General features: G+C 60.4%; 18 protein-coding genes and 3 pseudogenes. 9 read left to right on the forward strand and 12 right to left on the reverse strand.

Annotated features, from left to right (window positions below):
* Positions 1-15 precede the first annotated feature (15 nt).
* A pseudogene (gene bioA, locus C0617_RS01935) lies at positions 16-1,362 on the forward strand (adenosylmethionine--8-amino-7-oxononanoate transaminase).
* Positions 1,363-1,439: 77 nt separating this feature from the next.
* Here bioA and C0617_RS01940 read toward each other — a convergent pair.
* Positions 1,440-3,641: pseudogene (locus C0617_RS01940) on the reverse strand (carboxy terminal-processing peptidase).
* A gap of 460 nt (positions 3,642-4,101) precedes the next feature.
* Positions 4,102-4,473: a hypothetical protein gene (locus C0617_RS01945; protein ID WP_291315335.1), complete on the reverse strand. Its 372-nt coding sequence runs from the start codon at positions 4,471-4,473 to the stop codon at positions 4,102-4,104.
* A gap of 202 nt (positions 4,474-4,675) precedes the next feature.
* Here C0617_RS01945 and C0617_RS01950 point away from each other — a divergent pair, with 202 nt between their 5' ends.
* On the forward strand, positions 4,676-5,119 hold the full coding sequence (locus C0617_RS01950; protein WP_291315336.1) for an FKBP-type peptidyl-prolyl cis-trans isomerase: 444 nt from the start codon (positions 4,676-4,678) through the stop codon (positions 5,117-5,119).
* Between the two features lie 6 nt (positions 5,120-5,125).
* Here the strand turns inward: C0617_RS01950 and C0617_RS01955 are convergent, their stop codons facing one another.
* The 6 genes and pseudogenes from C0617_RS01955 to C0617_RS01980 all read right to left on the reverse strand — a co-directional run bounded on the left by C0617_RS01955 (position 5,126) and on the right by C0617_RS01980 (position 13,690).
* A complete protein-coding gene (locus C0617_RS01955; RefSeq protein ID WP_291315337.1) occupies positions 5,126-5,536 on the reverse strand; it encodes a VanZ family protein in 411 nt (136 codons plus the stop codon).
* Positions 5,537-5,687: 151 nt separating this feature from the next.
* Positions 5,688-6,521: an alpha/beta hydrolase gene (locus C0617_RS01960; protein WP_291315338.1), complete on the reverse strand. Its 834-nt coding sequence runs from the start codon at positions 6,519-6,521 to the stop codon at positions 5,688-5,690.
* 523 nt (positions 6,522-7,044) lie between these two features.
* The gene (locus C0617_RS01965; RefSeq protein WP_291315339.1) at positions 7,045-7,578 is read right to left on the reverse strand and encodes a hypothetical protein; all 534 of its coding nucleotides are present in this window, start codon (positions 7,576-7,578) and stop codon (positions 7,045-7,047) included.
* A 76-nt stretch (positions 7,579-7,654) separates the two neighbouring features.
* A pseudogene (locus tag C0617_RS01970) lies at positions 7,655-10,882 on the reverse strand (CusA/CzcA family heavy metal efflux RND transporter).
* A gap of 76 nt (positions 10,883-10,958) precedes the next feature.
* Positions 10,959-12,446 (reverse strand): efflux RND transporter periplasmic adaptor subunit, encoded by a 1,488-nt coding sequence (locus tag C0617_RS01975; protein WP_291315340.1) that lies wholly within the window; start codon positions 12,444-12,446, stop codon positions 10,959-10,961.
* Positions 12,447-12,448: 2 nt separating this feature from the next.
* A complete protein-coding gene (locus C0617_RS01980) occupies positions 12,449-13,690 on the reverse strand; it encodes a TolC family protein (protein WP_291315341.1) in 1,242 nt (413 codons plus the stop codon).
* 349 nt (positions 13,691-14,039) lie between these two features.
* On the opposite strand from C0617_RS01980, the gene C0617_RS01985 reads away from it, so the two are divergent.
* The 3 genes from C0617_RS01985 to C0617_RS01995 all read left to right on the forward strand — a co-directional run bounded on the left by C0617_RS01985 (position 14,040) and on the right by C0617_RS01995 (position 16,993).
* A complete protein-coding gene (locus C0617_RS01985) occupies positions 14,040-15,290 on the forward strand; it encodes a M1 family aminopeptidase (RefSeq protein WP_291315342.1) in 1,251 nt (416 codons plus the stop codon).
* 267 nt (positions 15,291-15,557) lie between these two features.
* A complete protein-coding gene (locus C0617_RS01990) occupies positions 15,558-16,133 on the forward strand; it encodes a hypothetical protein (protein WP_291315343.1) in 576 nt (191 codons plus the stop codon).
* Positions 16,130-16,993, forward strand: a complete 864-nt coding sequence (locus C0617_RS01995) for a ChaN family lipoprotein (protein ID WP_291315344.1) — start codon at positions 16,130-16,132, stop codon at positions 16,991-16,993. Before C0617_RS01990 ends, C0617_RS01995 begins: the two co-directional genes overlap by 4 nt.
* A gap of 14 nt (positions 16,994-17,007) precedes the next feature.
* Here the strand turns inward: C0617_RS01995 and C0617_RS02000 are convergent, their stop codons facing one another.
* Complete coding sequence (locus C0617_RS02000; RefSeq protein WP_291315345.1) at positions 17,008-17,784, reverse strand: hypothetical protein; 777 nt, start codon at positions 17,782-17,784, stop codon at positions 17,008-17,010.
* Positions 17,781-19,490 (reverse strand): AAA family ATPase, encoded by a 1,710-nt coding sequence (locus C0617_RS02005; protein ID WP_291315346.1) that lies wholly within the window; start codon positions 19,488-19,490, stop codon positions 17,781-17,783. Before C0617_RS02005 ends, C0617_RS02000 begins: the two co-directional genes overlap by 4 nt.
* Positions 19,491-19,704: 214 nt before the next feature.
* Between C0617_RS02005 and glgP the strand changes: the two genes are divergently transcribed.
* The 3 genes from glgP (at position 19,705) to C0617_RS02020 (ending at position 23,528) form a co-directional block, all read left to right on the forward strand.
* Entirely contained in the window at positions 19,705-21,417 is a 1,713-nt protein-coding gene (gene glgP, locus C0617_RS02010) for an alpha-glucan family phosphorylase (protein ID WP_291315347.1), read from the forward strand.
* A gap of 47 nt (positions 21,418-21,464) precedes the next feature.
* Positions 21,465-22,877, forward strand: a complete 1,413-nt coding sequence (locus tag C0617_RS02015) for a DUF4382 domain-containing protein (protein ID WP_291315348.1) — start codon at positions 21,465-21,467, stop codon at positions 22,875-22,877.
* A gap of 291 nt (positions 22,878-23,168) precedes the next feature.
* Positions 23,169-23,528, forward strand: coding sequence for a hypothetical protein (locus tag C0617_RS02020; RefSeq protein ID WP_291315349.1), 360 nt, complete (start codon positions 23,169-23,171; stop codon positions 23,526-23,528).
* A 100-nt stretch (positions 23,529-23,628) separates the two neighbouring features.
* Here C0617_RS02020 and C0617_RS02025 read toward each other — a convergent pair whose 3' ends face one another.
* Both C0617_RS02025 and C0617_RS02030 read right to left on the reverse strand, forming a co-directional pair.
* Positions 23,629-23,865 carry a hypothetical protein gene (locus C0617_RS02025; protein ID WP_291315350.1) on the reverse strand — a complete coding sequence of 79 codons (237 nt, stop codon included), beginning with the start codon at positions 23,863-23,865 and terminating at the stop codon, positions 23,629-23,631.
* Positions 23,866-24,152: 287 nt separating this feature from the next.
* A complete protein-coding gene (locus tag C0617_RS02030) occupies positions 24,153-25,295 on the reverse strand; it encodes an MFS transporter (protein WP_365888840.1) in 1,143 nt (380 codons plus the stop codon).
* A 255-nt stretch (positions 25,296-25,550) separates the two neighbouring features.
* Between C0617_RS02030 and C0617_RS02035 the strand changes: the two genes are divergently transcribed.
* Positions 25,551-26,594 carry a sensor domain-containing diguanylate cyclase gene (locus C0617_RS02035; RefSeq protein ID WP_291315352.1) on the forward strand — a complete coding sequence of 348 codons (1,044 nt, stop codon included), beginning with the start codon at positions 25,551-25,553 and terminating at the stop codon, positions 26,592-26,594.
* Positions 26,595-26,621 lie beyond the last annotated feature (27 nt).

The following is a 26,621-nucleotide window of genomic DNA, read 5'->3' on the forward strand; positions in this document are numbered from 1 at the left end:
CCCCTGGAGAAGCCCATGGACACCAAGGAGATCATCGATCTGGACCGCCGTCACGTCTGGCATCCGTGCACCCAGGAAAAGGACCATGAATCTCTTCCTCCCATCCCCATCGACAGGGGAGAGGGCGTCTACCTCATCGACACCGAGGGCAACCGGTACATCGACGGGGTGAGTTCGTGGTGGGTGAACGTCTTCGGCCACAGTCACCCCCGGCTCAACCGCGCCCTCCAGAAGCAAGCCTCCCGCGTCGCCCACCACATCTTTGCCGGGTTCACCCACGAACCCGGGGTTTAACTGGCCGCCAGGCTCTGCGCGAAGGCACCCGCAAAGCTGGAGAAAGTTTTCTATACCGACAACGGTTCCGCCGCAGTCGAGGCAGCCCTGAAGATGAGCTTTCAGTACTGGCAACAGGCGGGCGAACCCGGGAAAACACGCTTTCTCTCTATTACCGAGGCTTACCACGGCGAGACAGTGGGCGCCCTCTCGGTCGGCGGGTGCGACCTGTACCGGGAGGTGTACCGTCCATTGCTCCTGGAGGGGTTCCAGGTGCAGGGACCCGACTGCTTCCGCTGCCCCCACGGCCAGAGCCGGGAGAGTTGCGACGCCCAATGCTTCGACGCCATGGAGAGTCTTGTGGCCGCCGAACACGGCCGCATCGCCGGAATCATCATCGAGCCCCTGATCCAGGGCGCGGCGGGAATGCGCATCTTCCCGCCCGTCTACCTGCGCAAGCTTCGGGCCCTGTGCGACCGCTACGGGGTCCATTACATCGCCGACGAAATCGCCGTCGGATTCGGCCGCACCGGCAAAATGTTCGCCAACGAACACGCCGCGGTGGCCCCGGACATCATGTGCCTGTCCAAGGGCATCACCGGGGGGTACATGCCCCTCGCAGCGGTTCTCACCACCGATGAGATCTACCAGGTCTTCTACGACGACTACCAGAGCCTGAAGGCGTTTATCCACTCCCATTCCTATTCGGGCAACCCCCTGGCCTGCGCGGTCGCGGTGGAGGTGCTAAACATCTTCGACGAAGAGAACATTCTGGAGGGATTAACACCGAAGATGGACTTGCTGGAGGCGAACCGGGAGCGGTTCGAGGCCCTGCCCCATGCCGGAGAGGTCCGACGCTGCGGCATGGTGGCCGCGGTCGAGATGGTTCAGGAAAAAAAGGGCAAGACCCCCTACCCCTGGCAGGAACGGCGGGGCTACCAGGCTTTCCAGGCCGCCCTGAAAAAAGGGGCGTTGCTGCGGCCCCTGGGCAACGTCGTCTACTTCATGCCTCCCCTCACGATCCCCGAGGAGGACCTCCAGCGCCTCCTGGACATCGCCTACGAGGCGATCGTGGAGGTCACCGACTGAACGAAGAAAGGCAGCCCCGAGGCTGCCTTTCCTTTTTGATGCGCATTGCCCGGCCCCGTCGAACCGGAAAGAGGAACCTAGTTGACCACGGCCCTGTGCTCCTCGGGAACCCCCTCTTTTACCAGGGGTTTTGACGAGAGGAGGTTGTCGAGGTCGTCAAGGACGGAGATGGCTTCCTGGGCGTAGGGGTCTTCCTGGATATCAGCAAGCCACTGATCGCGCTTTTCCTGCTCGCTCAGCTCCGCGTTCTTCTTTTCGTCCCCCTCGTCGGCGCCATGTCCGTGCATGCCGGGATTTTTCTTGGCCCTCTTGGCCTTGACTTCCTCCCTCTCCTTCTTCACCTCTTCGAACTGAAGGGGCTGCAGGGTCTTCTCGCGCCGGGCCTTGGCCTCCTCGGCCTCCTTGGCGATAGTGACGAAGTCTTCGCTTTCCTTCACCCTTTCAATGCTGCGCGCCTTGACCGCTGAGAGGGCCTGAGCCGGCAGCTGCCACGGGGTATATTCGGTCGGATCGACCGTATCCCAGGGAAGGGAGAAATCGAGAAACTTTTCCCCGCTCTTGACGTGCTGCATGGTGTCGGGCAGCACGATGTCGGGAACGATGCCCCGGTATTGGGTCGACTCCCCGCTGACCCGGTAGAATTTCTGGATGGTGACCTTCATCGCGCCGAGAGGCTTGTACTTGACCATGTTGGGAAAAGGGACGCTCCGGTTCAGGTCGATCATGGACTGGACGGTGCCCTTGCCGTGGGTGTGCTCGCCGCCGATGACCACGGCCCGCCCGTAATCCTGCAGGGCGCCGGCAAGAATCTCGGAGGCCGAGGCGCTGAACTTGTTGACAAGGACGACGAGGGGTCCGTCGTAGACGATCGTCGGATCGCGGTCCTTGAGGACCTTGATCTTCCCGTCGCTCTGTTTTACCTGGACCACGGGGCCGGACTTGATGAAGAGTCCGGTAATGGACACCGCGTCGGTCAGGGCCCCCCCGCCGTTATTTCTCAGGTCGAGGATGAGCCCTTCGATTCCCTCTCCCATCATCTTTTTCAACTCGGCCTGGACGTCGTCCGTGACATTGCGTCCCGTCCCGCCGTTCTGGGTCCCGCTGAAGTCCCGGTAGAAGGTCGGGATTTTGATATAGCCGACCCGCTCGCCGGTCTCTTCGTCTTCGATGGTGAGGCCCTTGGCGAAGGTTTCCTCGATTTGAACGACGTCCCTGACAATGGCAATAACGGCCCGGGTGCCGTCGGGATGCTTGACGGTCAGCCTGACTTCGGTTCCTTTTTTCCCCCGGATGAGACTCACGGCATCCCTTAGCCGGGTGTCGGTGATGTCAACGGGCTCCTCCTGCCCCTGGGCGACCATGACGATGATGTCCTCGGCATGGAGTTGCCCCTGGCGCGAGGCGGCGCTGCCGGGGATGATGCTCACGACCTTGATATAGCCGTCCTCCTCCCGAAGGGTGGCGCCGATCCCTTCCAGGGACCCCCTCATGCTGATGTCGAAATCCTCTTTCTGCCGCGGAGGGAGGTAGTTGGTGTGGGGGTCGAAAGCCCTGGCCACGGCGTCGAAGTAACGATCGACGTGGTCCTTTCCCTCGTCCTTCTGCAGGCGTGAGAAAAAGTCCTCGAAGCTTTTCCGGACTTTCTCCCGGGCCTTGATGCGAAGGGCCTCGGGGGATTCTTCCACCTCTGCATCGTCAGCGCCGTCGGTGACTTCGGATTCCTGCTGCTCGTCTTCGAGCAAATTCAGATAACGGTTCATGACCTGGTATTTGAGGATCTTCCGCCAGCGCTCCTTGAGTTCCGCATCGGTCCGGCAGAATTAAAGTTTCTCGGGGTCGGTTTCCAGGGTCTCCTTGATGTCGAACTTGAATCCCCGGTCGAGGAGTTCGCTTGTCATGGCCTGGACCTTCGGGATCCTGGCCTTCATGATGAGAGCGGCGACATTGGGGAGTTCAATCTGGGCGCGATTGAGTTCGTCGTCGATACTCTCTGAGTAGCCTTTGAGCTTCGCGACATCGTCCTGGAGAAGGAAACGCTTCTGGAAATCGAGCTGCTTCAGGTAAAGATCAAAAGCGCCCCGGGAAAGCTCGTCGTCCATCGCCTTGTGGCTGTAGTGACCCATGAGCAGGTTCTGGCGAATAATGTAGCTGAGCAACTTGGCCCGGTTGTCTTCGTAGTCGCCGGTACCGGAAAAGCCGAAGGCGCCCGCGGCGCCAAGACCGAGGAGCAGGACGAAGAGTGACAGCAGGATTTTAAGAGCATTTTTTTTCATATTCATATGGTTTCCATCCGCAATGCCGGCGGGGTTCTCCCTGACCGGAAGCCGTTCCGGTAAAAGGGACGTCTTATTGCCCGACCTCGGGCATTCCGAGGTCCGATACGGCCCTGTCCTTTGAGGAAAGGCCGGGCGTTAATCTACGCCGGTTTGTTTTTTTCAACTTGCCAATTTTACACCCAATGGGTTTCCCTGTGTAGGGTATTTTACAATTCGACCAAGATTCTTGAAAATACAGAGACTTAACAATGGTCTTCGGGGACAGTCTCCCGGTCCTGCCGAACGTTCCCGGTGAACCGGACGGCCCTTGCCGGAGCCTCGCGACAATTCGGGGGGAGTGCGGAGGAAACGAAACGGATTCGGGCCGGAGGGCCGGGCCACAGAACAATCGGACGTTTTACCGGCACTGCGGGATGTGTCAGCTTCGTCCCAGGCGCCCCCTTCCGACCCGACTGCTGCTGCGCTATGGAGCTTCGCTCAACCCTGCCTTTTCTTCCACCTCGTAGTGGTGCAGACATTTTCTGCAGACTTTTATTTCCCGTTCCTGCCCTTCGACAAGATCATCCAGAAAAACCGGGGTAATGATCAATTCCGGTACGCCACAACAATGGCTTGGGAAGTCGATGTCATGAATCTCGATGTCCGTCAGTTCCCAATGGTGCCAAAAACCGTAATGGGTTTTGAGTTTTTGAATGATTTTCTGTTTCTCTTCATCCTGAACGGTCGCCCGGATAAAGATGGAAATGATATTTTTTGCGAAGTTGTTGAGAAAGACGAACGCCCCCGTGGCAAGGATAATACCGACATAGATTCTCCAGTCCTCCGGGAAGTTCATTCCGTCCCCCTGGTTCGGCCCTTTACTTGACACTAACAGACCCTTCTGTCATGGCAACCGGGCCTTTTGTGCCGGGTGGGAAGCCCGGGTTTATGGCAACCATTCGGGGTGGGAACGGGAATAGCCGGCCGCAGTTGACTTTTCCCACGACGCAGGTTATCTAAGGAGGCATTTTTTCACTTCAACCGGAAGGACACCGCGAATGTACTGTGCAGCAGAGGGAGATACGGTCAAGGTCAACTACACCGGGACCCTGGCGGACGGAACCGTTTTCGACAGCACCGAGGGAAGGACACCCCTTCATTTCATCATCGGCAGGCAAGAGGTCATCGCCGGTTTCGACAGGGGCGTCATCGGCATGGTCATGGGGGAGAAAAAGACCGTCGTCATTCCCAGCGACCTGGGCTACGGACAGAAAGAGGAGAACCTGATCGAGGAAGTCGACCGGAAGGACCTTCCGGAAGACCTGGAACTCAAGGTCGGGGCGCAACTGGAAGTGACGCGCCAGGACGGCTCCAAATTCCTGGTCATGGTCGCAGGCGTCACCGACGACACTGCAACTCTCGACGCAAACCACCCGCTGGCGGGCCGGGACCTGACCTTCGAAGTCGAGATGCTCGAAATCACCAAGAAAGAGGCCAAGTGATCAAGGTCATTTTCTTCGGCGCCACTGAATAAAACCGACAGCAAGGATCGAACAGATCACCGCGCCGACGCTATTGGCCACGATGTCCCATCCGTCGGCATGTCGTCGGGCGGACAAGACACCCTGCAACATTTCCGCTACGGCGCCAAAGAGTACCGCAAAGACGGCGGCGCCGGCCCAGGCCCTTGCCGGCGAGGAGGAGAACAGGGCGAACAGCCTTCCGGCCAGGAGGGCCATAAGGGCGTAAGCGCTTGCATGCTGGAGTTTATCCCAGGAAAGGATCGAGGGGACCGTAAAAGGGTCGGACGTCAGAGAAAGCCAGAGGACGGTCCCGACCCATAGACTCAGGGTGAATGCGCGAAGGACAAGGAGCTGACCGCAGGGCGCCGGGTGTACTTTTTCGCTGCACCTTTTCATGGGGGAAGCATAGCCCAAAAACTCTCTCTTACAAAGACCGGCCGCCCCGGATCCGGCAGTCCCTGCCGGACCGGTGCGCTTCAATCGATCCTGGACAAAAAGAAGGCCCGCCTTGAAAAAGACGGGCCTTCTTTTTGTCCGAACCTTGAAATCAGGCCACTTTGGAGAGGACTTCCGGGCGCTGCCGGCAGTTTCCGAGACTGTCGAGAAACCCGACCAGAACAGAATGAAATTCCGATGGGTTTTCAAGGTGAACAAATTGCCCCGATTCCGAAAAGAAATGTTTTTCGCACTTCGGCGGGACCGATTTGAGAAGACGGTTTTTATCACGCAAGCCCGCCTGATCCGCATCCCTTCCGACAACGAGGGTGGGCAGCAACAATCTTCCGGCATAATCAGCGAAGTCCCTTCGGTCGCGCAGCGCGATCAGGGCACTGCTCAACCCGACGGGGTCGGCCGCCTCCATGGAGGCTCGAAGACTCAGAAGCGCGGACGAGCTTCCGGCCCGGCCATTCTGCCGGTCGATCTTCTGCCATATGTCCTCGATCAGCGCCTTGGGACCCTCCTGGCGAAGGAGTTCCAACTGGCCGTCCCTGAGGAGTCTTTCCTCCTGTGAGGCCGCATGGGGCGTGGTGGCGATGAACCCGGCAGCAGCCACTTTTCGCGGATGCCGTTTCAGGAGATCGAAGACCAGGTGTCCCCCCATCCCCAGGCCGAGGAAGACCGACCGTCCAATACCGAGGTATTTCAGCAGACCGACCAGGTCGTCGACCATGGAGGACAAAGTGTACGGGCCGAGTGGAGCGCCGCTCTCCCCGAAACCCGGCAGATCGGGCACGATCACCCGGTATCCCGCATTGGCAAGGGTCTTGGCCTGCCAGCGCCACATGTCCCGATTGAACGGGAAATCATGCAGCATCATCACCGCCGGGCCGGACCCGAAATCATCAAAGGCCATGAGAGTGCCGTTAACTTTGACTTTCATCGTCCTTCTCCTCCCGTGCAAAAGGATCATGTAGCCCCGCTCCTCTACGAAGCAGAATCTATCCGTCAAAGTGGCAACATTCATACCAATGTTTTATTTTTTATCGTTTTATTTTTTGTGACGTTTTATTGGGGACTTAGAGCGGCTGGAGGTTGCCAGGACGAGGCCCCATGAAAAAGCTTCTTTTTGCGGATTTGCAAGAACTGAGCGGAGGCGACTACCCGAAGTGGAACTATATTCGATCCGTGGAACGGCCTCCAGCCCCTTAGCTTCCTATATTCAGACACTTACACCCCACAGGCTCCTGTATGAAAGACATTTTGCGTTTTTGCATAACATTATTCTATTTTCGCATTTCCGCAAAAGGAGATCCCCTTTTCGGAAGGGGCAACCCTACATTGACGGTCGGAACGGAAGGCAGCGAAAAGGGCCCCGAAAACGCTGAAGGTCTGAAAAAGAAAAGCCGCGTTATCCGCGGCCTTTCTCTACAACATGTTCAGCTTGTGGTAATCGGAAGGTCTGTTTATTGGGCCTTTTGATAGGAGAAGCTGAACTGGCGTTTTTTGCCGTCGGCCATTTTCGTCCCGACGACGATGTTGTACTCCCCGGCCTCTTTCAGGGCAAGGTCGGCACCAAAGCCTGCCCCCATCCCCATGAGCTTGGTGGGCCCGGTGGTGGTTCCGTCGGGACCGGTCACCTTGATCGCCACCAGGCCTTCAGCGAGGGCGTCTCCGCTGGCGTCATCGGTCAAAAAAACCATGAAATGATGCGTCATCGCCATGCCCATCCTGGCCATGGCGGCGCTGATGTCTTTGAGCATCCCCTTGGCGGCGACCCCGTCGACCGTATCGGTTCCGACGGGAATCATGTCACCCTTCATGGCCATTGAGTCATGCTCCATTTCGCCGTGATCGTGCCCTTCGTGCCCCATGGGCTCGGTCGCTTCCATTTTGCCGTGATCATGCCCTTCGTGCCCCTTGTGGTCCATGGCAGAGGCGACCAGGGGGAACGAGAGGACCATCAGGGCTGCCAAAATCATCGAAAATTGTTTTTTCATCGTGTTCTCCTGTCTGTCGGGGTTTGGCGGATCATTCCGCGAAAATGGTTTCTTTCGTTTCGGGCCAGTTTTCACCTCAGGTCTCGGTCAACTCATCAATGGCGGTCGGTTCCAGGCTCTTCTCGAGCCTGCGCCCGCGCCAGAGATAGTAGATCACCGGGTAGACCATCAATTCCATAATACCACTAGTGACCACCCCGCCGACCATCGGCGCGGCGATACGCTTCATGACATCGGCCCCGGTGCCGTGACTCCACATGATCGGCAGCAGGCCGGCGATGATAACGGCGATGGTCATTACCTTGGGCCGGATGCGCTTGACTGCGCCGTGGTGGATCGCCTGAACCAGGTCGCCCCGGGTCAGCATGCGGCCGTTGTCGCCCCACAATTTGTGGGCGAGGTCGAGGTAGAGCAGCATCACCACCCCGGTTTCGGCGTCGAGCCCCGCCAGGGCTATCACCCCGACCCAGACCGCCACCGAGGTGTTGTAGTCGAGCAGATAGAGGAACCAAAAGGCTCCGACCAGCGAAAAAGGCACCGCGAGAAGGACGATGCCGGTCTTGACCACGCTCTTGGTGCTCATGTAAATGATAACGAAAATGATCAGTACCGTCAGCGGAATGATGACCATGAAACGTTTCTTCGCCGCCTCCATGTACTCGAACTGGCCGCTCCAGACGATGCTGTATCCCTGGGGCAGTTCGATCTTTTCGGCGACGGCGGCCTGGGCCTGCTTGACGTAGGTGCCCACGTCGATGCCACGCAGATCGACATAGACCCATGCGGTCTGGCGTGCGTTCTAGCTCTTGATGCCGGGCGGGCCCTTTTTGAGCTCGATGCTGGCCACCTGGGAAATCGGGATATGCTTGCCGTTTTTCAGCGGCACAAGCACCCGCTCGAGGGCAGGCAGGTCGTTGCGGTAGTCTCGTTGATAGCGGACGTTGACGGGGTAGCGCTCGAGCCCCTCGACGGTCTCGGTGACGTTCATGCCGCCGATGGCGGTCTGGACAATGTCCTGCACCTCGCCGACAGTGAGGCCGTAGCGAGCCGCGGCGGCACGGTCGACGATGAAATAGAGGTAGTTGCCGCCGACGACCCGCTCGGAAAAGGCCGACAGGGTCCCCGGCAACGTCCGCACCAGCGCCTCGATCTCTTCGCCGATACGGCTCAGGGTCTCCAGGTCGTCCCCCATCACCTTGATCCCCACCGGCGTCTTGATGCCGGTCGAAAGCATGTCGATGCGGGTCTTGATCGGCATGGTCCAGGCGTTGGTCAGGCCCGGAAACTGGATGGCGTTGTTGAACTCCTCTGTGAGCTTCCTCACCGAAATCGGCTTCAACTCCGGCCAGACCCAGCGCAGCGGCTTCTTCACCCATTCCCAGGAGTCCGACCACCCGCTGAAGAAACGGTCGGTATGCACCTTGCGCCACTGCTCCTCCGGCTTGAGCATGATGGTCGTCTCGAGCATGGAAAGGGGCGCAGGGTCCGTGGCCGTTTCGGCCCTTCCCGCCTTGCCGAAGGTGCGCTCCACCTCGGGAAAACTGGCGATGATGCGGTCGGTCTGCTGCAGGAGTTCGCGGGCCTTGGCCACCGAGATCCCCGGCAGGGTTGTCGGCATGTAGAGCAGATACCCCTCGTAAAGGGGCGGCATGAACTCGGAGCCCATCTTCGACAGAGGGTAGACGATGGAGAGGACCAGCAGCAGCGCCACGAGGAGGGTGCTTTTACGCCAGCGAAGCACCAGGTCGACAACCGGGTGGTAGAGGCGAATCAAGAGGCGGTTGATCGGGTTGGCATGCTCGGGCTTGATGCGGCCGCGAATGAACCACCCCATCAGGACCGGGACGATGGTCACCGACAAAAGCGCGGCGGCCGCCATCGCATAGGTCTTGGTATAGGCGAGCGGCTTGAAGAGGCGCCCGGACTGCTCCTGCAATGTGAAGACCGGCACGAAGGAGACGGTGATCACCAGGAGCGAAAAGAAGAGGGTCGGGCCGACCTCCTTGGCCGCGGCGAGGATGATCTCCCAGTGCGGCTTTTTGCCCTGATCGCGCTCGAGGTGCTTGTGGGCATTCTCGATCATGATGATTGCGGCATCGATCATCGCCCCGATGGCGATGGCGATCCCCCCGAGGCTCATGATATTGGCGTTGATCCCCTGGGCGCCCATGATGCCGAAGGCGATCAGGATTGCAACAGGGAGGGTGAAGATCGCCACCAGGGCGCTCGGCAGGTGAAAGAGGAACAGGGCGGTGACGATGGCCACCACGATGCTCTCCTCGAGCAGCTTTTCCTTCAGGGTGTCGACGGCCCGCTCGATGAGGCCCGAGCGGTCATAGACCGTTTTGATCCTCACCCCTTCGGGGAGCCCCGCCTTGAGCTCTTCGAGCTTGCGCTTGACGTTTTCGATGGTCTCGAGGGCGTTCTCGCCGAACCGCATGACGATGATGCCGCCGACCGCCTCGCCCCGCCCGTCCAGCTCGGCCAGGCCGCGACGCAGCTCGGGGCCGATTGAAACCCGGGCAAGGTCGCGCAGCAGAATCGGCGTACCGCGACTGTCGTGGCCGACCACCACCAGTTCCAAGTCTTCGACTCCCTGGATGTAGCCGAGGCCACGGACCATGAACTCGGTCTCGGCAATCTCCACCAGGCGGCCGCCGACGTCGTTGTTGCTGCGCTGAATGGCGCGCTGGATCTGCGGGATGGTGATGTGGTAGGCGAGCAGACGGTTGGGGTCGATGGCGACCTGGTACTGCTTGACGTACCCGCCGATGCTGGCGACTTCCGAGACCCCTTCGACGGCGGCGAGCTCGTAACGCAGGTACCAGTCCTGAATGGATCGCAGCTGCTGCAGGTCGTGACGGTCGCTCTCGAGGACGTACTCGTAGACCCAGCCGACGCCGGTAGCGTCAGGCCCCAGCGACGGCGAAACCCCGGGCGGCAGTTTGCCGGCGGCATAGTTGAGGTACTCGAGCACCCGCGAGCGGGCCCAGTAAAGATCGGTGCCGTCTTCGAAAATAATGTAGACGAAGCTGAGGCCGAAGAAGGAGTAGCCCCGCACCACCTTGGCGTGGGGCACCGCGAGCATCTGGGTGGTCAGCGGGTAGGTGACCTGCTCCTCCACCACCTGGGGCGCCTGCCCCGGATACTCGGTGAGGATGATCACCTGAACGTCGGAGAGGTCGGGAATGGCATCGACCGGGGTGTTGAACAGGGAGTAAGTCCCCGCAACAATGGCGAACAGGGTGAGCAGGGTCACCATGAACTTGTTGCGGATGGACCATTCGATTATTTTTTCAAGCATAGTCAATCCCGGCCAGGGGCCAAAAGGATGGTTTTACGCTTTAGGTTTTAGGCACCTAACACCTAAAACAAGCCCTCTAAAACAGTTCGTCGAGATCTTCCTTCTCCTCCCCGAACAGGTCGTCGATCTCCTCCTCCGGGCCGGCGGGCTCCGGTTCCCCGGCCGGTTCGAGCATCTTCTGGATTGCCTCGCGCAGCTTGCTCTCCGAATCGAGCATGAACTGGGCGCTGGTCACCACCTTCTCTCCATCGAGCAAGCCCTGGCGGATTTCGATCATCCCCCCCTCGCCCTGCAGGCCGGTCTTGACCCGCCGCGGCTCGAACTTGCCCTCGCCCAGGGCGACGAAAACCGTGCTCTGTTCGCCGGAGGAGAGGACGGCCTCGCCCGGCACCGCCAGGGCGCCCTGGACGGTCTCTCCTTCGAGCCGCACATTGACGTACATGTCGGGTTTCAGTTCCAGTCCCGGGTTGTCCAGGTCGATGCGGGCCTTGACGGTGCGGGTCTTCGCCTCCACGTAGGGGTAGACGGTGGAAACGGTGCCGGTAAGGGTGCTGCCGCCCACGAAGGGGAGCTCGACGGTCGCCTTCTGGCCGGCCTTGACCCAGGGCAGCTCGTACTCGTAGATATCGGCGAAGACCCAGACCTTGGAGATGTCAGAGAGCTGGAACAGCTCCATCCCCGACTGAACGTACATCCCCTCGTTGACCATCTTCATGGTCACGATGCCACCGTAGGGGGCGTAGAGGGTGAGGGTCTTCTTCACCTGGCGGGTCTGCTCCAGGTCGCGAATCTGCCGCGAAGAGACATCCCAGAGCTTGAGCCGTCGCCGGGAGGACTCGAGCAGCCTTTTCCCCCCATCGGCAATCTCGGGAAAGGGGCTCTGGGACAAGGCGGCGTTGTTGGCCAGGGCCAGCAGGAGCTCTTCCTGGGCGGAAACGAGTTCGGGGCTGTAAATCTCCAGCAGCGCCTGCCCTTTCCTCACCATCTCCCCGGTTTCGGCGACGTGCAGTTTTTCAACCCAGCCGGCCACCTTGCTGTTGACCGAGTACTGGCGGGGCTCCTCGTACCCCACGAGGCCGACGGTGCGAACGGTGCGGCTGAGGTCGGTCCGCACCGCCACTGCCGTGCGAACCCCCATGTTCTGCGCCGTCACCGGGTCGATCCTGATGACCGCCCCGGTTGCCGCCTCGTCCTCGTAGACCGGAACGAGATCCATCCCCATAGGAGATTTTCCGGCCTCGTCGCGGATATAGGTCGGGTCCATCGGCGCCACCCAATACTTGATCTTCCTCTCCCCTTTGGACTTTTCCCCGTCACCGCCGGTTCCGGATTTGAGGGGGGTCAGGTCCATGGCGCAGATGGGACAGAGGCCCGGTTCATCGACGATAATCATCGGATGCATGCCGCAGGTGTACTTCACGTCGGCGGCATGCGCTGCGCCGGGACCACCTATGGAGACCTCCTCCCCGGCCAGAAGACACCGGGAGAGGTAAAGACCACCGCCGCCGGAGAGCAGCAGGACGGTCAGCAGGCTGATGGAAAAAATCTTGGCGGGTCGCGTCATCCCTAACGTTCCTTTGGGTCGTTATTCTGATAAGACTGCTGAATCCGGGCCCGGTTGAGCCCTGCCTCGTACTCGATACGGGCCAGACTGCGCTGATACTCGGCCACCGCCCGAAAGTAGTCGATCTCATAGCGGTAGAGCCCCAGGAGCGAATTGAGCACGTTGAGGAAATCGACTTTGCCGACCTGGTAGGCGCTCATCGAAGCCTGGAAGGCCTGGGAGGCCTGCGGAACGAGGCCGGTTTTGTAGAGCATTGCCTGGTCGCGGCTGCGCTCCTTGCGGGCGAAAGCACTGTGCAGGTTGGCAGCGACCTTTCCGCGGAAATCCTCCAGTTGTCTCCGGGCCATCCGGCTGCCGGCCCGAGCCTCCGCAACCGCCTCGGAGCGCTTTTCCCCGAATATGGGCAGGTTGATCGTCACCCCGGCGCTGGCGAAATCGGTGCCGCCGTCGGCCAGACCGTCGTCCCGGAAACGATAGCCGGCAAAAACCGTAAGATCCGGCTTATAGTCGAGCCGGGCCAGTTTTTCCTTGGCCTCGAAGCGTTCGAGCAGCGAACGATAGGCGGCGAACATGGGACGGCTTTCCTCGGCCTGTTCCTGAAGGCCTGCAAGGGTAAAGTCAAACGGTGTCAGCCCCGCCTCCGGCAGGCCCGATTGGGATGAACCCGCCGGGCGATCGAGGATCGCGTTCAGGGCGGCGAGAGCCTCCTCGCGGCCCTGGCGAAGGGTGAAAAGCGAATCCATCAGCTTTGATCGCTCCACCTGGGCCTTGAGCACATCCTGCTGGAGACCCTGGCCGACTTCATACCGGGTCTCGGCCAGGCGGATGGTGTCATCGAGCAGGCGCAGGTTCTTCTCGACAATGGCGATCGCCTTGTCCTGCTGAAAGAGCCGGTAATAGACGTCTTTCAACCCGAACCTGACTTTCAGGCGAGTCTCCTCGTAGGCCGCCCGATACCACTCGGCCTCGGTCTCGGCAACCTCTCCCTTCAACCCGAGCTTGCCTGGGTAGGGAAACTTCTGTGCGATTTTCACGTCGTTACCGGTCATGGGCGTGTCGTCGGCGTTGAAGGAATCGACCGGGTAATTGGAAAAGGCAATGGTCAGCTGAGGGTCGTTCAGGGAACGGGACGGAAGGACCTTGTGCTCGAACATTCTCCAGCGAGCCTCTGCGGCCCGTATCTCCGGGTTACGGGCGAGGGCCTCGGCGACAAGCTCCGGAAGGAGGGTCTCTGCGAAAACCATCCCTGGAACTCCCCCGAGTAAAACAGAGCAGAACAGGGCATGAACCAGATACCTGCGCAAAAAAGAACCCACGATCAGATATCCTTTCTGCTGCCGAAAGGTCAGGAGTCTCATAGTAAAAATATAAACCCTCGGGTCAAAGCTACAATCCTAACTATTGATAATTGCTGTTTCAGGAATCATGCCGGAAAATTTCCGCTGCGATTAACCAGGATTTAACGCTCTGGACAACGGGTACCCCCGAAAAAGTGGAGAATATTCTACAAGGACAGGGGAATATTCTCCAACCCTTCCACAAAAACCCTTCGACCTTTGGATGAAACCGGTGGATTGGGCTATAATGAGACCCATGATAAAAAACATTTTGACAATCTGCGGTTTCGCCCTATATGCCCTCCTGGTCCTGCTTCCCGCTCCCCTTCGGGCAGCAACCACCATCCTTCACCACGATCTGCAGGTGCGCCTCTTTCCCGGAGAAGCCCGACTCGAAGGAAGAGATGCTCTGCGCCTCACGGTGGAGGGGAAGGAAAAGGTCGTTTTTCGGCTTTCGCCCGGAGCCCGGGTCGAGAGGGTCGTGCTGGAAGGACGCGATATCCCTTTCGAGTTTGAACAGGGCAGTCTGAGGGTCTCTCTCCCGGTGGCGGGCGGACGATCCCAGATCATCCTGAGGGTCGATTACCAGGGGCGCTTTCAGGACGCGATCCCCGGCCAGCCGGTCCATTCCGAGGACCCGAGCTACGGCATCGCCGGAACCATTTCCCCCAAAGGCGCATTCCTCAGCCCCGCCGCAGGATGGTATCCCGACCTGCCCGGCGGCAACGCCACCTTCCGGCTTCGGGTCGAAGCCCCTGCAGGTTTCGAAGGGATCACCGCCGGGGCGCTCGTCGCCGAGGGTCGAAAAGACGGGCAGAGCTACTCAGTCTGGCAGACCGCCCGCCCCCTGAGCGGCCTGACCCTGGCGGCCGGGCCCTACCGCATGGAGCGCGACCTCTACGGCGACATCCCCCTGCTGGCGTACTTTTACCCGGAGAACGAACACCTTGCCCAGACCTACCTGGCGGCGGTCAAGGCCTACCTCGAAATGTACAGTGAACTGTTCGGCCCCTATCCCTACGAAAAGTTCGCCGTGGCGGAGAACTTTTTCCCCACCGGATACGGATTCCCCTCCTGGACTCTCCTCGGCAGCTCCGTGGTGCGCCTGCCCTTCATCGTCGAGACGAGCCTCGGCCACGAGGTCGCCCATTCCTGGTGGGGCAACGCCGTGAAGGTCGATTACGCATCGGGGAACTGGTCCGAAGGGCTGACGACCTATGTGGCGGACCATCTCTACAAGGAACGGTCTTCCCCGGAAGAGGCCCTCGAGTACCGCAGGAAAATCCTGCGCGACTACACGACCCTCGTCGATGACGAGTCCGACTTCCCCCTGAGTTCCTTCACCAGCCGGGACAGCGCGGCGAGCCAGGCGGTCGGGTACGGCAAGGCCGCCATGGTCTTTCACATGCTCCGCCGCCTGGTCGGCGAGGCACCTTACTGGGAGGGGCTCAAAAGGGCCTCGGCCGAACGTCTTCATCAACGGGTCGGCTGGTCAGAGCTGAAGTAGGACTTCGAAGCGACGAGCGGCAAAAGCCTGAAACGGTTCTTCCGGCAATGGCTGGAACGACCCGGGGCCCCCTCCCTTGCCCTTCGGGACGTCTCCTTCGGGCGACGGGACAATGCTTGGCTGATCGAAGGCAGCCTGGTTCAGACGCCGCCCTTTTACGACCTCCTCGTCCCGGTGCGAGTCGAGACGACCAGCGGACCCCTGGAAGGGAAGATCCCCTCGCAAAAAGGATCAGCGCCCTTCATCCTTGAGACTCCGGCCCGCCCGTTGCGCCTCGTCGTGGACCCCGATGCGGACCTCTTCCGCCGGCTCCATCCCGAAGAGAGCCCTCCCACGGTCAACGCCATCCGCGGCGCCCCCGCCCTGATGGCCGTGGTCTCGATCGGCCTGGAGAAGGAGGCCCTGGAAGGGACCAAAACCCTCCTCGCCGCGCTGAGGCAGGAGAAGGCACTCATGCTGGCCGAGGGCCAGGTCGACCTGAGGGCACTGAAGGATCATGACCTCCTTTACCTGGGCTGGCCGCGAAACACCATCCTGCACCCGGTCCTGCCGGAAGGTCTGTCGATAGGAAAAGGAAACGTCACGCTCTTCGGGACGACCTACGACGACCCGGGCGCCGCCCTCTTCGTCGCCCTGCCCCACCCGGTGAACCCGGAACGAAGCGCCGCCATCTTCATCCCCCTCTCGGGCGCCGCCGCCGGCAAGGCCGCCCGCAAGATCCCCCACTACGGCAAGTACAGCTACCTTCTCTTCGAAGACGGGACCAACCGGGTCAAGGGAACCTGGCCCGTCACGGCCTCTCCCCTCATCCACGAATTTTCAGACCGCGAGGACTCCCGATGAAAAGAATCGCTCTTCGATCCGCTCTCATGGCCTTCTTCGTTTGCACCATCGGCCTCGCCGCCCCGATATCTCCCGAAGCCCACACCCTCAAAATGGACGATCGGTCGGTCGTGTCCTTCGACGAGGTTGTCGAGGACCTGCGGACCGTCCGGCTCATTTTCATCGGGGAACTTCACGACAACGAGGCCCACCATCGGGCCCAGTTGCAAATCATCGAGGCCCTTCGAAACGCCGGGGTTCCCGTGGCTGTCGCTCTTGAAATGTTTCGAAGCGGGAGTCAGCCCGAGCTGGATCGCTGGACCGAAGGAGAGATGTCAGAGAGGGATTTCCTGGAGGTCTTCAACGCGAACTGGAGCATGTGGCCTGTGTACCGGGAGATTTTCCTTCACGCGCGACACCACAACATCCCCATGGTGGGGCTGAACATCCCGAGGTCGATCACGCAGCAGGTCGCCGAGGGCGGATTCGCCTCCCTGCCCCCGGAGCAGGCGGGGAGCCTGCTTCCGGTGCGTTGCGACGTCGATGAAAAGTACCAGGACTTTATTCGACTCACCCTCGGAGGGCACGGCCACAACGGAGCGAACTTTTACAATTTTTGCGAGGCTCAGCTCCTCTGGGACGGAGTCATGGCCCATACCCTGCTTGAATATCTTAAAACGCATCCCGGCATGACCGTCGTCGTGCTGGCCGGCAGCGGTCATTCCTGGAAGCACGGCATCCCGGAACAGGTCCGTCGCCAATCCGACCTGGACTTCAGGGTCCTCCTTCCGGCGGTTCGGGGCCGAATCGACCCCGACATGGTGGGGAAAGAAGAGGCCGACTACCTGATGCTCGGCCTGGAGGAAGCGCCCCTGCACTGACCCGGGAAAACCCGCTACCTGCGGACCCCCTTCCCATCCATAGAAACTTCGAACTCGCCCTCGCCCGAGACGAACCGCACCCGATCGGGGAGGATTTCCAGCACCTTCGCACCTTCGACGACTGTTCCCTCCATGACCGGCAACCCATTCACCACGGCGAGCCGCGCCAGGGGATTCTCCCCGAAAGCGATCCCGGAAATCACCAGGCCAGAAGCATGACTCCCTTCGGAGGGCTCGACCTCCGGGAGCGACTCGGCGGCTGCCCGTGCAGCGGTTGCTTGAACATTCTCGTCCGGGACAACGGGAACTCTTGTCACGATCTGGGCGGGTATCGGCGCCACACCCTCGGTCGCCACGGTCGGTTCCACGGAAGGAACCGGTTCGGTCCGAGAGGGGGCGGATGGGACGACGGCCGAGGCGGGTCGCAGATCCTCGATCTTCACCTCCACCACCTCCGGCTCCGAAGGAGCAGTGACTGCCGGTAAAGTCCTGACGGCCCCGACCTCCCGGGAGACCGTCTCCGGTGGAGAGCCGGCGCGGCCCTGGGGAGTGACCGGCTCCGATCGATGCAGAACGGGCGCAGCGGAGGGCGGCTCCGGTCCGAACAGGTGCCAGGCGCCGACGCACCCGACCCCCAAGAGGAGACAAAAACCGAGCAGGAGCGGCCATGGGAAGGCCCTCCTCTTTCTCTGGGCGGAACGCAGAATGTCCCGGGCGATGTCGACCTGCCCCTCGTTGCGGCGGGCCTTTTCCTGCTCCAGCTTCCTCAGGGCCTTGAGGATGGAACTCATAAGACCCCTCCCTCTTCGCCCATTCCGGAACGCAGCCGAGGCGGATCGAACCGGGGGTCCTCCTGGTAAAGGAGCATCAGGGTGTGGGGTCCGACCCTACCGTCCTGAGCCACGCCCCGGTCAGCCTGGAAACGGGTCACCGCCGCGATGGTGGCCGCGTCGAAAACCCCGCTTGGCTTTTCCTGAAGATAGCCGAGTCCACCGAGAAAACCCTGCAGGCGCGCTACCCCCTTCCCACGGGTCCCCGGGCGGGTGATGACGGGAAGGTCGGAAAAATTTTTCCAGGGAAGAAGGGCCCGGCCGAACCAAAGAGTTTCCAGCTCTCCACGGGTCAGAACGTCTCTTCCCGCCAGGGCCGGGGCGATTCCCCATCCTCCCTCAGCCTCCCGGCTCAGGGCCAGGTAGCGGCTTCCGACCGTACCGGGCAGGGTCAATTCGAGCAGTGCGGGGGAATCGAGTCGCAGCAGGTCGTCAAGCCCCCCCTGAAAACTGGCAAGCCTCAACCGCCTCTTCCCGGCCGCGGCCCGCAGCCCCTTGGCCAGTTCCAGCTCCTTGCGGTCCGCGATTTCCCGCACCTTCCACAGCTGGGCCAGGCCATTGAAGGAGGCAACCGCACTGGACTTTTCCTCCATGGCCCGAAGGTTCTCGCGGAGGATTTCGATCGCGGAATCCGGTTGTAAGACGGCGGCCGGCTCCAGGGCCGGTTGTTGTGCGACGGGCCGGGGCGAAGGCGCCGCCTCGGTGGCCGGGGGGGGGACAGGCGCCGGGTTCTGACCCGATGCCGTGGCAGTCGAAACGACCCGCGAAGACGGTTTGTCCCAGAAGAGAAAGAGTCCCCCGGCGACAAGTAAGGCGGAGACAAGGGCGGTGATCAGCGCCCGCCCCCCGGAGGTCCCTTTTTTATCCCGACGCAACTCTTTCAGGGCCTCGCAAACGATGGCCCGGCTGATCGATTTTTCTTCCTTGGTATAGGCCACGAGCAGGGCCCGGTCGCAAAGGACGTTGATCAGGCGGGGCAGCCCCCCGGAGAATCGGTAGACCCGCTTCAGGGCTCCGGTCGAAATCAGGGAAGGGTTTCCCCCCGCGACCCTCAGGCGGTGTTCGACGTAGGTCCGGGTGTCCTGGAAATCCATGGGGCCCAGTTTGTAGCGAACCGTGATCCTCTGACTCAGCTGCCTCAGTTCTGGACGTTCGAGCATCGTGCCGAGCTCTGGCTGCCCCACCAGGATGATCTGGATGAGCTTGTCCTTTTCCGTCTCCAGGTTGGAGACAAGCCGGACTTGTTCAAGGACCTCGGGTTTGAGGTTCTGCGCCTCGTCAATGACCAGAACCACGGTACGCCCGGCGGCGTTCTCCTCGAGCAGAAAATCGTTGAGGGCCTCGAGATGGTCCGTTTCATCAGGCCCCTGGCAACTGACGCCGAACTCCCGGTTAATGCTGCGCAACAGCTCAGGCCCCGACCTGCTGGGGTTGAAGATCAGCGCCAGCCGATAGGCGTCGTCATCGAGTTCGTTGAGCAGGGTCCTCAGGATGGTCGTCTTCCCGGTGCCGACCTCCCCGATGATCTCGATGAATCCGGACCGGTTGCGAATCCCGTACAGAAGATGGGCGAACCCCTCCTTGTGCTGCTGACTCAGGAAGATGAACCGGGGATTGGGGGTCAGGTTGAAGGGCTTTTCCTGAAAACCAAAATAATCACAGTACATGGGCAGGGGCCGCCAGTGAAGGGATGGGAAAGGTCTTTCGCAGAGCTAAATGTCCCACACTCAAGCGATTATTTCAAGACTTCAATCGGTCCGGGTGCAGAAACCGGTGGCCTTCCCGCGCCCACTTTGCCCCTACCCATATGAGCTATTCCTGCTATGCTTGGTATTTGAGTAGGGGGACTTAATTACAACACGTCAAGCGAGGGCACGACCGATGAGCGATTGGAAACGATTCACCCAGGAACAGAAAATCGCCTACTTTTCCATGGAGATCGGCCTCACCAACGAGATCCCGACCTACAGCGGGGGCCTGGGGATCCTGGCCGGAGACACCATAAAGAGCGCCGCCGATCTCAAACTTCCCATGATCGCCTTGACCCTGGCGAGCCGCAAGGGGTATTTCCGTCAGAAAATAGGCGAGGACGGCTGGCAGGAGGAATTCCCGGTAGAGTGGACGCCGGAGACCCTCACGGAGCTCCTCCCCACCAAGATCCTGGTCACCATCGAGGATCGAGACGTCAAGGTCCAGGCCTGGATGTACCGGGTCAAGAGCCCGACCGGAGGCGAAGTCCCGGTCCTCTTTCTCGACACCGACATCCCCGGCAACATGGACCAGGACCGACGCCTCACCGACCATCTGTACGGCGGGGACAACGAGTACCGCCTCAAGCAGGAGATCATCCTGGGGATCGGGGGCGCCCGCATTCTGGATGCTCTCGGTTTCAGCATCAAGAAGTACCACATGAACGAGGGCCACGCCAGCCTGCTGACCCTGGAACTGCTGAACGGTTCCCGCCGCCCCGTAGAGGACACCTGGGACGAGAGGGCCTCCTGGGACACCCACCGGGTCATGGAACAGTGCGTCTTCACCACCCACACGCCGGTCACGGCAGGCCACGACAAGTTCCCCTACGAGCTGGTCAAGCGGGTCCTGGGCGAGCCCGTTCCCATCGCCCTGCTTCAGGAGCTCGCCGGGAAGGACCTCCTTAACATGACCATGCTGGCCTTGAACCTGAGCCGCTACGTCAACGGCGTCGCCAAGAAGCACGGGGAAATCTCCAAGGCGATGTTCCCCGGTTTCGAAATCCACGCCATCACCAACGGCATCCACCCCTTCACCTGGACCTCTCCCTATTTCGTCACCCTGTTCGATCGCCACCTGCCGAGCTGGGCAAACGAACCGGAACTCCTCGTCCGGGTCGACGCCATTCCGGACAACGAGATCTGGGACGCCCACAGCGGAGCCAAGGCCTATCTCTTTCAGTACATCGAGGAGACGACAGGGGAAAAGCTCGACCCCGACCTGTTGACCATCGGATTTGCCCGCCGTTCCGCGACCTACAAGCGCGGCGATCTGATTTTCCACGAAATCGACCGCCTCGTGAAGATGGGCGAGGGAAAGCTCCAACTCGTCTTTGCCGGGAAGTCGCATCCCAAGGACATCCCGGGCAAGCAACTCATCCAGCGCATCGTGCGCAAGATCGACGCCCTGAAGGACAAGATCAAGGTCGTCTACCTCGAGAATTACAACATGGACGTGGCTTACCGGCTGATACCGGGCGTGGACATCTGGCTGAACAACCCCCTGAGGCCCCTCGAGGCCTCCGGCACCAGCGGCATGAAGGCCGCTCTCAACGGGGTCCCCAACTTCAGCGTCCTTGACGGCTGGTGGATCGAGGGCCATATCGAAGGGGTGACCGGGTGGTCCATCGGTCCGCCGCCGACCGAATCCTCCGTCGAGGTGAACCACTCTACCGAGGATGTCGAAGACCTGTACAACAAGCTGGAGAAGGTCATTATCCCCCTTTACTACGGGGACCGGCAAAAGTGGATTCAGCTTATGAAAAGCGCAATCGGCAAAAACGCCTACTACTTCAATACCCATGTCATGATGCGCCGCTACGTAACCGAGGCCTACATTCGCTAGGATTTCGCTCAAAAACGCAAATCACCAACATTCCAGGGAGATTCGTCATGACCAGAAAACTCTTTCAGAAGCTCCTCGTTCTGCTTCCGGCCGCCGTATTGATCCTTGGGATGCAGGGCTGCGGCAATGACGAAGACAGCCCAGACGGCAGCCCGGCCCTTCAGGGGGGGCAGGTGGCGGTCCTCCTGACCGACGGCCCCGCCCTCGGTTTTGAAGAGATCTGGGTAACGGTCACTTCAGTCAGCCTGATCGCCGAGGACGGGGTCATGGCACCGATCTTCTCCGGTGAAGAGGATGTCAACCTGAAGGATCTCGAATCCGACTCGACCCTCTTCTCCGTCGCGGAGGATGTCCCCCCGGGAACCTATAATAAGATCCGGATGAGGGTCACCGGGGTCACCCTCGTCACCGAGGAGGGCGAGGAGATCACCCCGAAACTTCCCGGCAACGGCAAGATCGACCTCCATCCCCGATCACCGTTCGAGGTTGTCGGTGGAGAGGCCCTCCTCATCTCCCTGGACATGGACGCCAACAAGTCGATCCACATCGTCGAGGCCGGCAAGAGCGGCAAGTACATCTTCCGCCCCGTGATATTCGTGGATGTCGGATCGAGTTTTCCCGACGGCAAGCTTGTACGTCTGAGGGGAACAGTTGCCGAGGTTCCCGAACCCGATCTGGCCGTGATCGGGGGCAGTTTCCAGCTCTGCCCTCCCTCCCCTCCGGACCCGTCCCCTTACAACGTAGGCAAATGCACCTGGATCGGGGTGTCGGATCAGACCTCGCTTTTCGATGAAGACGCCGACCTGATCACCCTTGATGCCCTTCAGGAAGGAAGTATCGCCACGGCCATCGGCCGGGTCGGCAGTGCGGGAGGCCCCGAATATGGCGCCCCGATGGTATTTCTTAACGCCCTGCTGATCGAGGCCGGAGACTTCCTAACCCTCAAGGGGGCCATTGCAGAGGTCCCGGCAGCAGACGGAGCGAACAGCTTCGATTTCGACGTCGATCCAGGACAGGGTATCAGCAGCGACCCGGTCCTGCCGACCGACCTGCAGCCCGGGGCGAAGATCTTCTCCAGGTCGGGAGAACTTCTCCAGGAAAGCGACCTCCTCGAAGGGAAGCGCGCGGAGATCGACGGGGTTCTCTCCGTTGACCAGGGCGCTCTGAAAGCGGTTCTCGCGGTGCTCGGCCCCATCAAGGAGGAGACCGGTCTCGAAGACGTTATCGACTGGATCGATGCGCCTCAGCGCACCCTCTTCCTGAAAGACGGATCCTGCGCGGTGATCCCCGAGTCTGCCGGCCTCTTCCGGATCGAGGAAAGCACCGGTTCCGAGGAGAAGGTCACGGTCACCCCCGTGTCGTTCGCTGCCTTCCTGCCAGGCATGACCGTCAGTCTCTTCGGCGATCCCGGTTCACCCTGCCTCGAAGTGACTGAAGGGTTCATTGTCGAAGAAGACTGATCCGGTTCACCCTCTCTTCTCTTCTCGGGACCGGACTCCCTTCGGGCGTCCGGTCCCCTTTTTTTTCCGGTGCACCAGTGACGTTTACCGAAAAGAGCGTCGGTTACAATTTGGCAAAGAAAAACTATCTTTGGTTCTAGAAAACAGTCAAACCTTTGTTGACAACCCCCTTCAAGCAATTAAGATATATCAATCCTTTTTCCCAGGAAAGTCGATCCCGTCCTCGCGGAGCAGGCCTCGGGGGGACGCGATATGTAAAGCAACCGGAAGCATCTCGGGAGACTGAATGGAATGGAGAGAGCCAGGTTTATCGACCACAAGGGTAAGCGAATCTTTTTCCTCGATTTTTCCCTCTGCACCATCGAAGACGCATTTTCAGTCATCGAGGAGGCCAGGGACCAGATACGGTCCCAACCGGAGCAATCGGTCCTGACTTTGACCAACGCCGGGGGCGGACGGTTCGACAGCGCGGTCCTTCAAAAGCTCAAAGAGTTTACAAAAGACAACACCCCATACGTCAAAACTGCGGCCGTCGTCGGCGTCACCGGTCTTCAGTCGATAGCCTTCAGCGCCATCAGGATGTTCACCAGGAGGAACTTTCACACTTTCGACGATCTTGAGAAAGCCAAAGATTTCCTCGCCGGCTGCTGACTCGTTCCATGCCTTTCAAGCGAACCGTTTCAACGAAGAGGGGCCCGCACAACTGCGGGCCCCTCTTCGTACATGCCGACTGTTTCGATGGGGAGTGGCTTCAGTTTTTCCGGCGCTTGGATTCCCAGATCGTCGGTTCGACTTCGGCACTGTAACGCTCTATGAACTCACCGGCTTCCTCGTCGCTCAATAGAATGTTCTCGTCCGGCAAGGTCACGGTGCGCATTTTGTGAAGGGCCACGTCGTCAAAGAGTTTTTCCGCGGCGCCGTGATCAAGATGGCAGTATTTGATGATAGGAGTGACTACGTCCCTTTCTTCGATGCCCTGTTGGCTCATCCCCGCACCTCCCGCGCTGGAAGTTGGTCGTCTCAAAACTCCTTCGGCCAATGCTCCTGACTTAAATATTAAATGGTTCTGGCCTTCTGGCAAGGCCCGGCCCCTCTTCCCGAATCTTTCTCACAAGAACTTTTCGACAGGCACTCCCGCCACCACAACGCCCAACCTACCCCAAAAGGTACACACATACTTACAAGCACTCCTGCTTACCTCGACCTGAAAGCCGATCTCAACCCGCGGTTCATCGTCTCGAAGGCGGGAAGTGCAGGGGCCGGGCACAAAAAGCTTCAGTTCGGGAGCGAATGACCCAGGTCGCGGCTGGAAGACAAACGGGGGATAAACTGCACGGCAAGAAGAGAAATCAGGCTGAATACGGCCCCGGCGACGAAGACGATCCGGTAATCGATCAACCAAAGGGCCCCTCCGATGGCGGGCATGACGACGGCGGCGACATGGTTGATGGTGAAGCCGACCGCCATGCTCGGGGCAATGTCCTGTGGGTCGCCGACTTTTTGGAAATAGGTGCGGATGGCGATGGCGAAATTGAACAGAAGGTGGTCGAGGACATACATGGCGACCACCACGATTTTTGAGCCGGTGAACGCGTAGGCAAGGAAGATAAAGATCAGCCCCGCGTATTCGAGAGAGAGAACCGACCGTTCGCCGAAGCGGACGATCGCCCGGCCGTTCAGGGGACTGGCGAAATAGTTGATCGCATTGTTGACCAGGAAAAGCAGGGCGATTTCCGAGGCCGAGAACCCGAAGACCTTGACCATGAGAAAGATGGAAAAAGCGATGAATATCTGCCGCCGGGCCCCGGCCATAAAGGTCAGGAAGTAAAACAGGGAGTACTTGCGTCGAAAAACCATTTTCCGGTGCTGGACAGGCACCTCTCCGTGGGCCGGTTCCTGCGCAAGCCCCCAGAGCCCGGCCGCCATCACCAGAGCGCCCAGAACCAGGAAGAGTTCCCGGTAGCCCATCTGGGGTTTCAACAGGTAGATCAGGAGCCCCACCCCGATGCTGGTGGCCGCACCGAGGCTGCGCAGGCGGCCGAAGACGACCGGCGAGGTGGCGGCGTCGAAATACTGCAGGGTCAGGGACTGGTTGGTCGTTTCGAAGTAGTGGAAGCCGAAGCTCATGACGAGGGTGGTGAAGGCGAGGCCGGCGAAGGAGGGGAAGAAACCGGCCAGGGCCGTGCCGAGACCGAGCAGGATGACGGAGATCGCCGACAAGCGGTGCTCTCGGACCACGAGCATGACATAGATCGCGAGCAGGGCCAGGAACCCGGGGACTTCCCGAATCGACTGGATGATGCCGACGTGTTGCCCGTCGAGACCAGCCATCTCTACTGCGAAGTTGTTGAACAGGATCATCCACGCCTGCAGGCCCACCACCGAGGCGACGGAATGGACGACAAGGAAGCGCAGCATCGGTTTTTGTCGGGCAGAGATGTTCAAGAACCCGGCTTTCTGGCAGGGGGACGGCCCTTCAGGGCAACGAGCAGTTCAAAATAGACCCCGGCGGCCGGGGTGTCAAGAGGAGGCGGCACCGCCGCAAAGGGCATAAAAGGATTGAAAAGCGCGATGCCATTGGTTCTAATGGGGCAATCTTGTGCGAGCCTCTCCCCGAGGCGGGAAAGGCACCGGAGTCAACAGGGACCCGGCGGGTGCCCTTCGGAGGGAACGATGGACAGACTTACGCTCATCGAGCGGTTCAAGGAAAACGAGGATCTGGCGGAGAAATTCCACGATGTGGAGGTCAGCATCCTCTCCATCCTCAACTTCAACGACCTCTTCGAGGTCCTCCTGACCCGGATCCGGGAGAAATTCGGCATCCCCCTCGTCTGGTTCTCCCTGGTGCGGGAGACCGGCTTCGCCCAACTCCTCCAGGCCCACGCAGGCCGGGAACTCCTCCGGGAGAACCTCAGCCTCGTCGAAGGGGACGAGTTCGCCCGGATCACCGCCGGCTCACCCGCCTCCCTCCTTCTCAACAAGGACCTGGATCGTTACGCCTCACTTTTCCCCCGTCCCGGCAGCGAATCGATCCGCTCCATGGCAGTGACCCCCGTTTCCGTCGACGGCGAGGTCATCGGCAGCCTCAACGTGGCCGACTTTTCCCCGGATAGGTACCGCCCCGGGCTGGACACGATCTTTCTCGAACGCCTGGCCCTCAAGGTCTCCCTCTGTCTCTCCAACGTGGCGGCCCACGAAAACCTCCGCACCCTTGCCGAGCGCGATCCGCTGACCAACCTGCTCAACCGCCGGTCCATGGAAAAGGCCCTGAACCGGGAATTGAACCGGGTGGAACGCTTCGGCCGAACCCTCTCGGTGGCCTTTGTCGACGTAGACGACTTCAAAAAGGTCAACGACGCCCACGGCCACGAGGTCGGGGATCGCCTCCTGCAGCATTTGGCCCGGACCATGGTCCACCTGACCCGGGACTATGACATGGTGACCCGCTATGCCGGGGACGAATTCGTTCTGATCCTGCCGGAGACCTCGCCGGAGAACGCCGAACGACTCCTCTCCCGGATCGGCGAAGCCCTGGAGGACAGCCCACTGCATGCCGGCGACAGGGTTGTCCCTGTCACAATCAGCTACGGCATCGCCTCGAGGGGCGGTAAAGAGGGCGCGGGAAAGGAGGACCTTGCCCGTCTCCTTCGGGAAGCGGACGAGCGGCTCTATCTGCACAAGAAGGGGAAAAAGGAGGGGCGGGATAGAAAAGAATGATGCCAGCTGTTCGCCCCTACCCGGCCG

The organism is Desulfuromonas sp., assembly GCF_002868845.1.
In the GTDB taxonomy this organism is placed as follows: Bacteria; Desulfobacterota; Desulfuromonadia; order Desulfuromonadales; family BM501; genus BM501.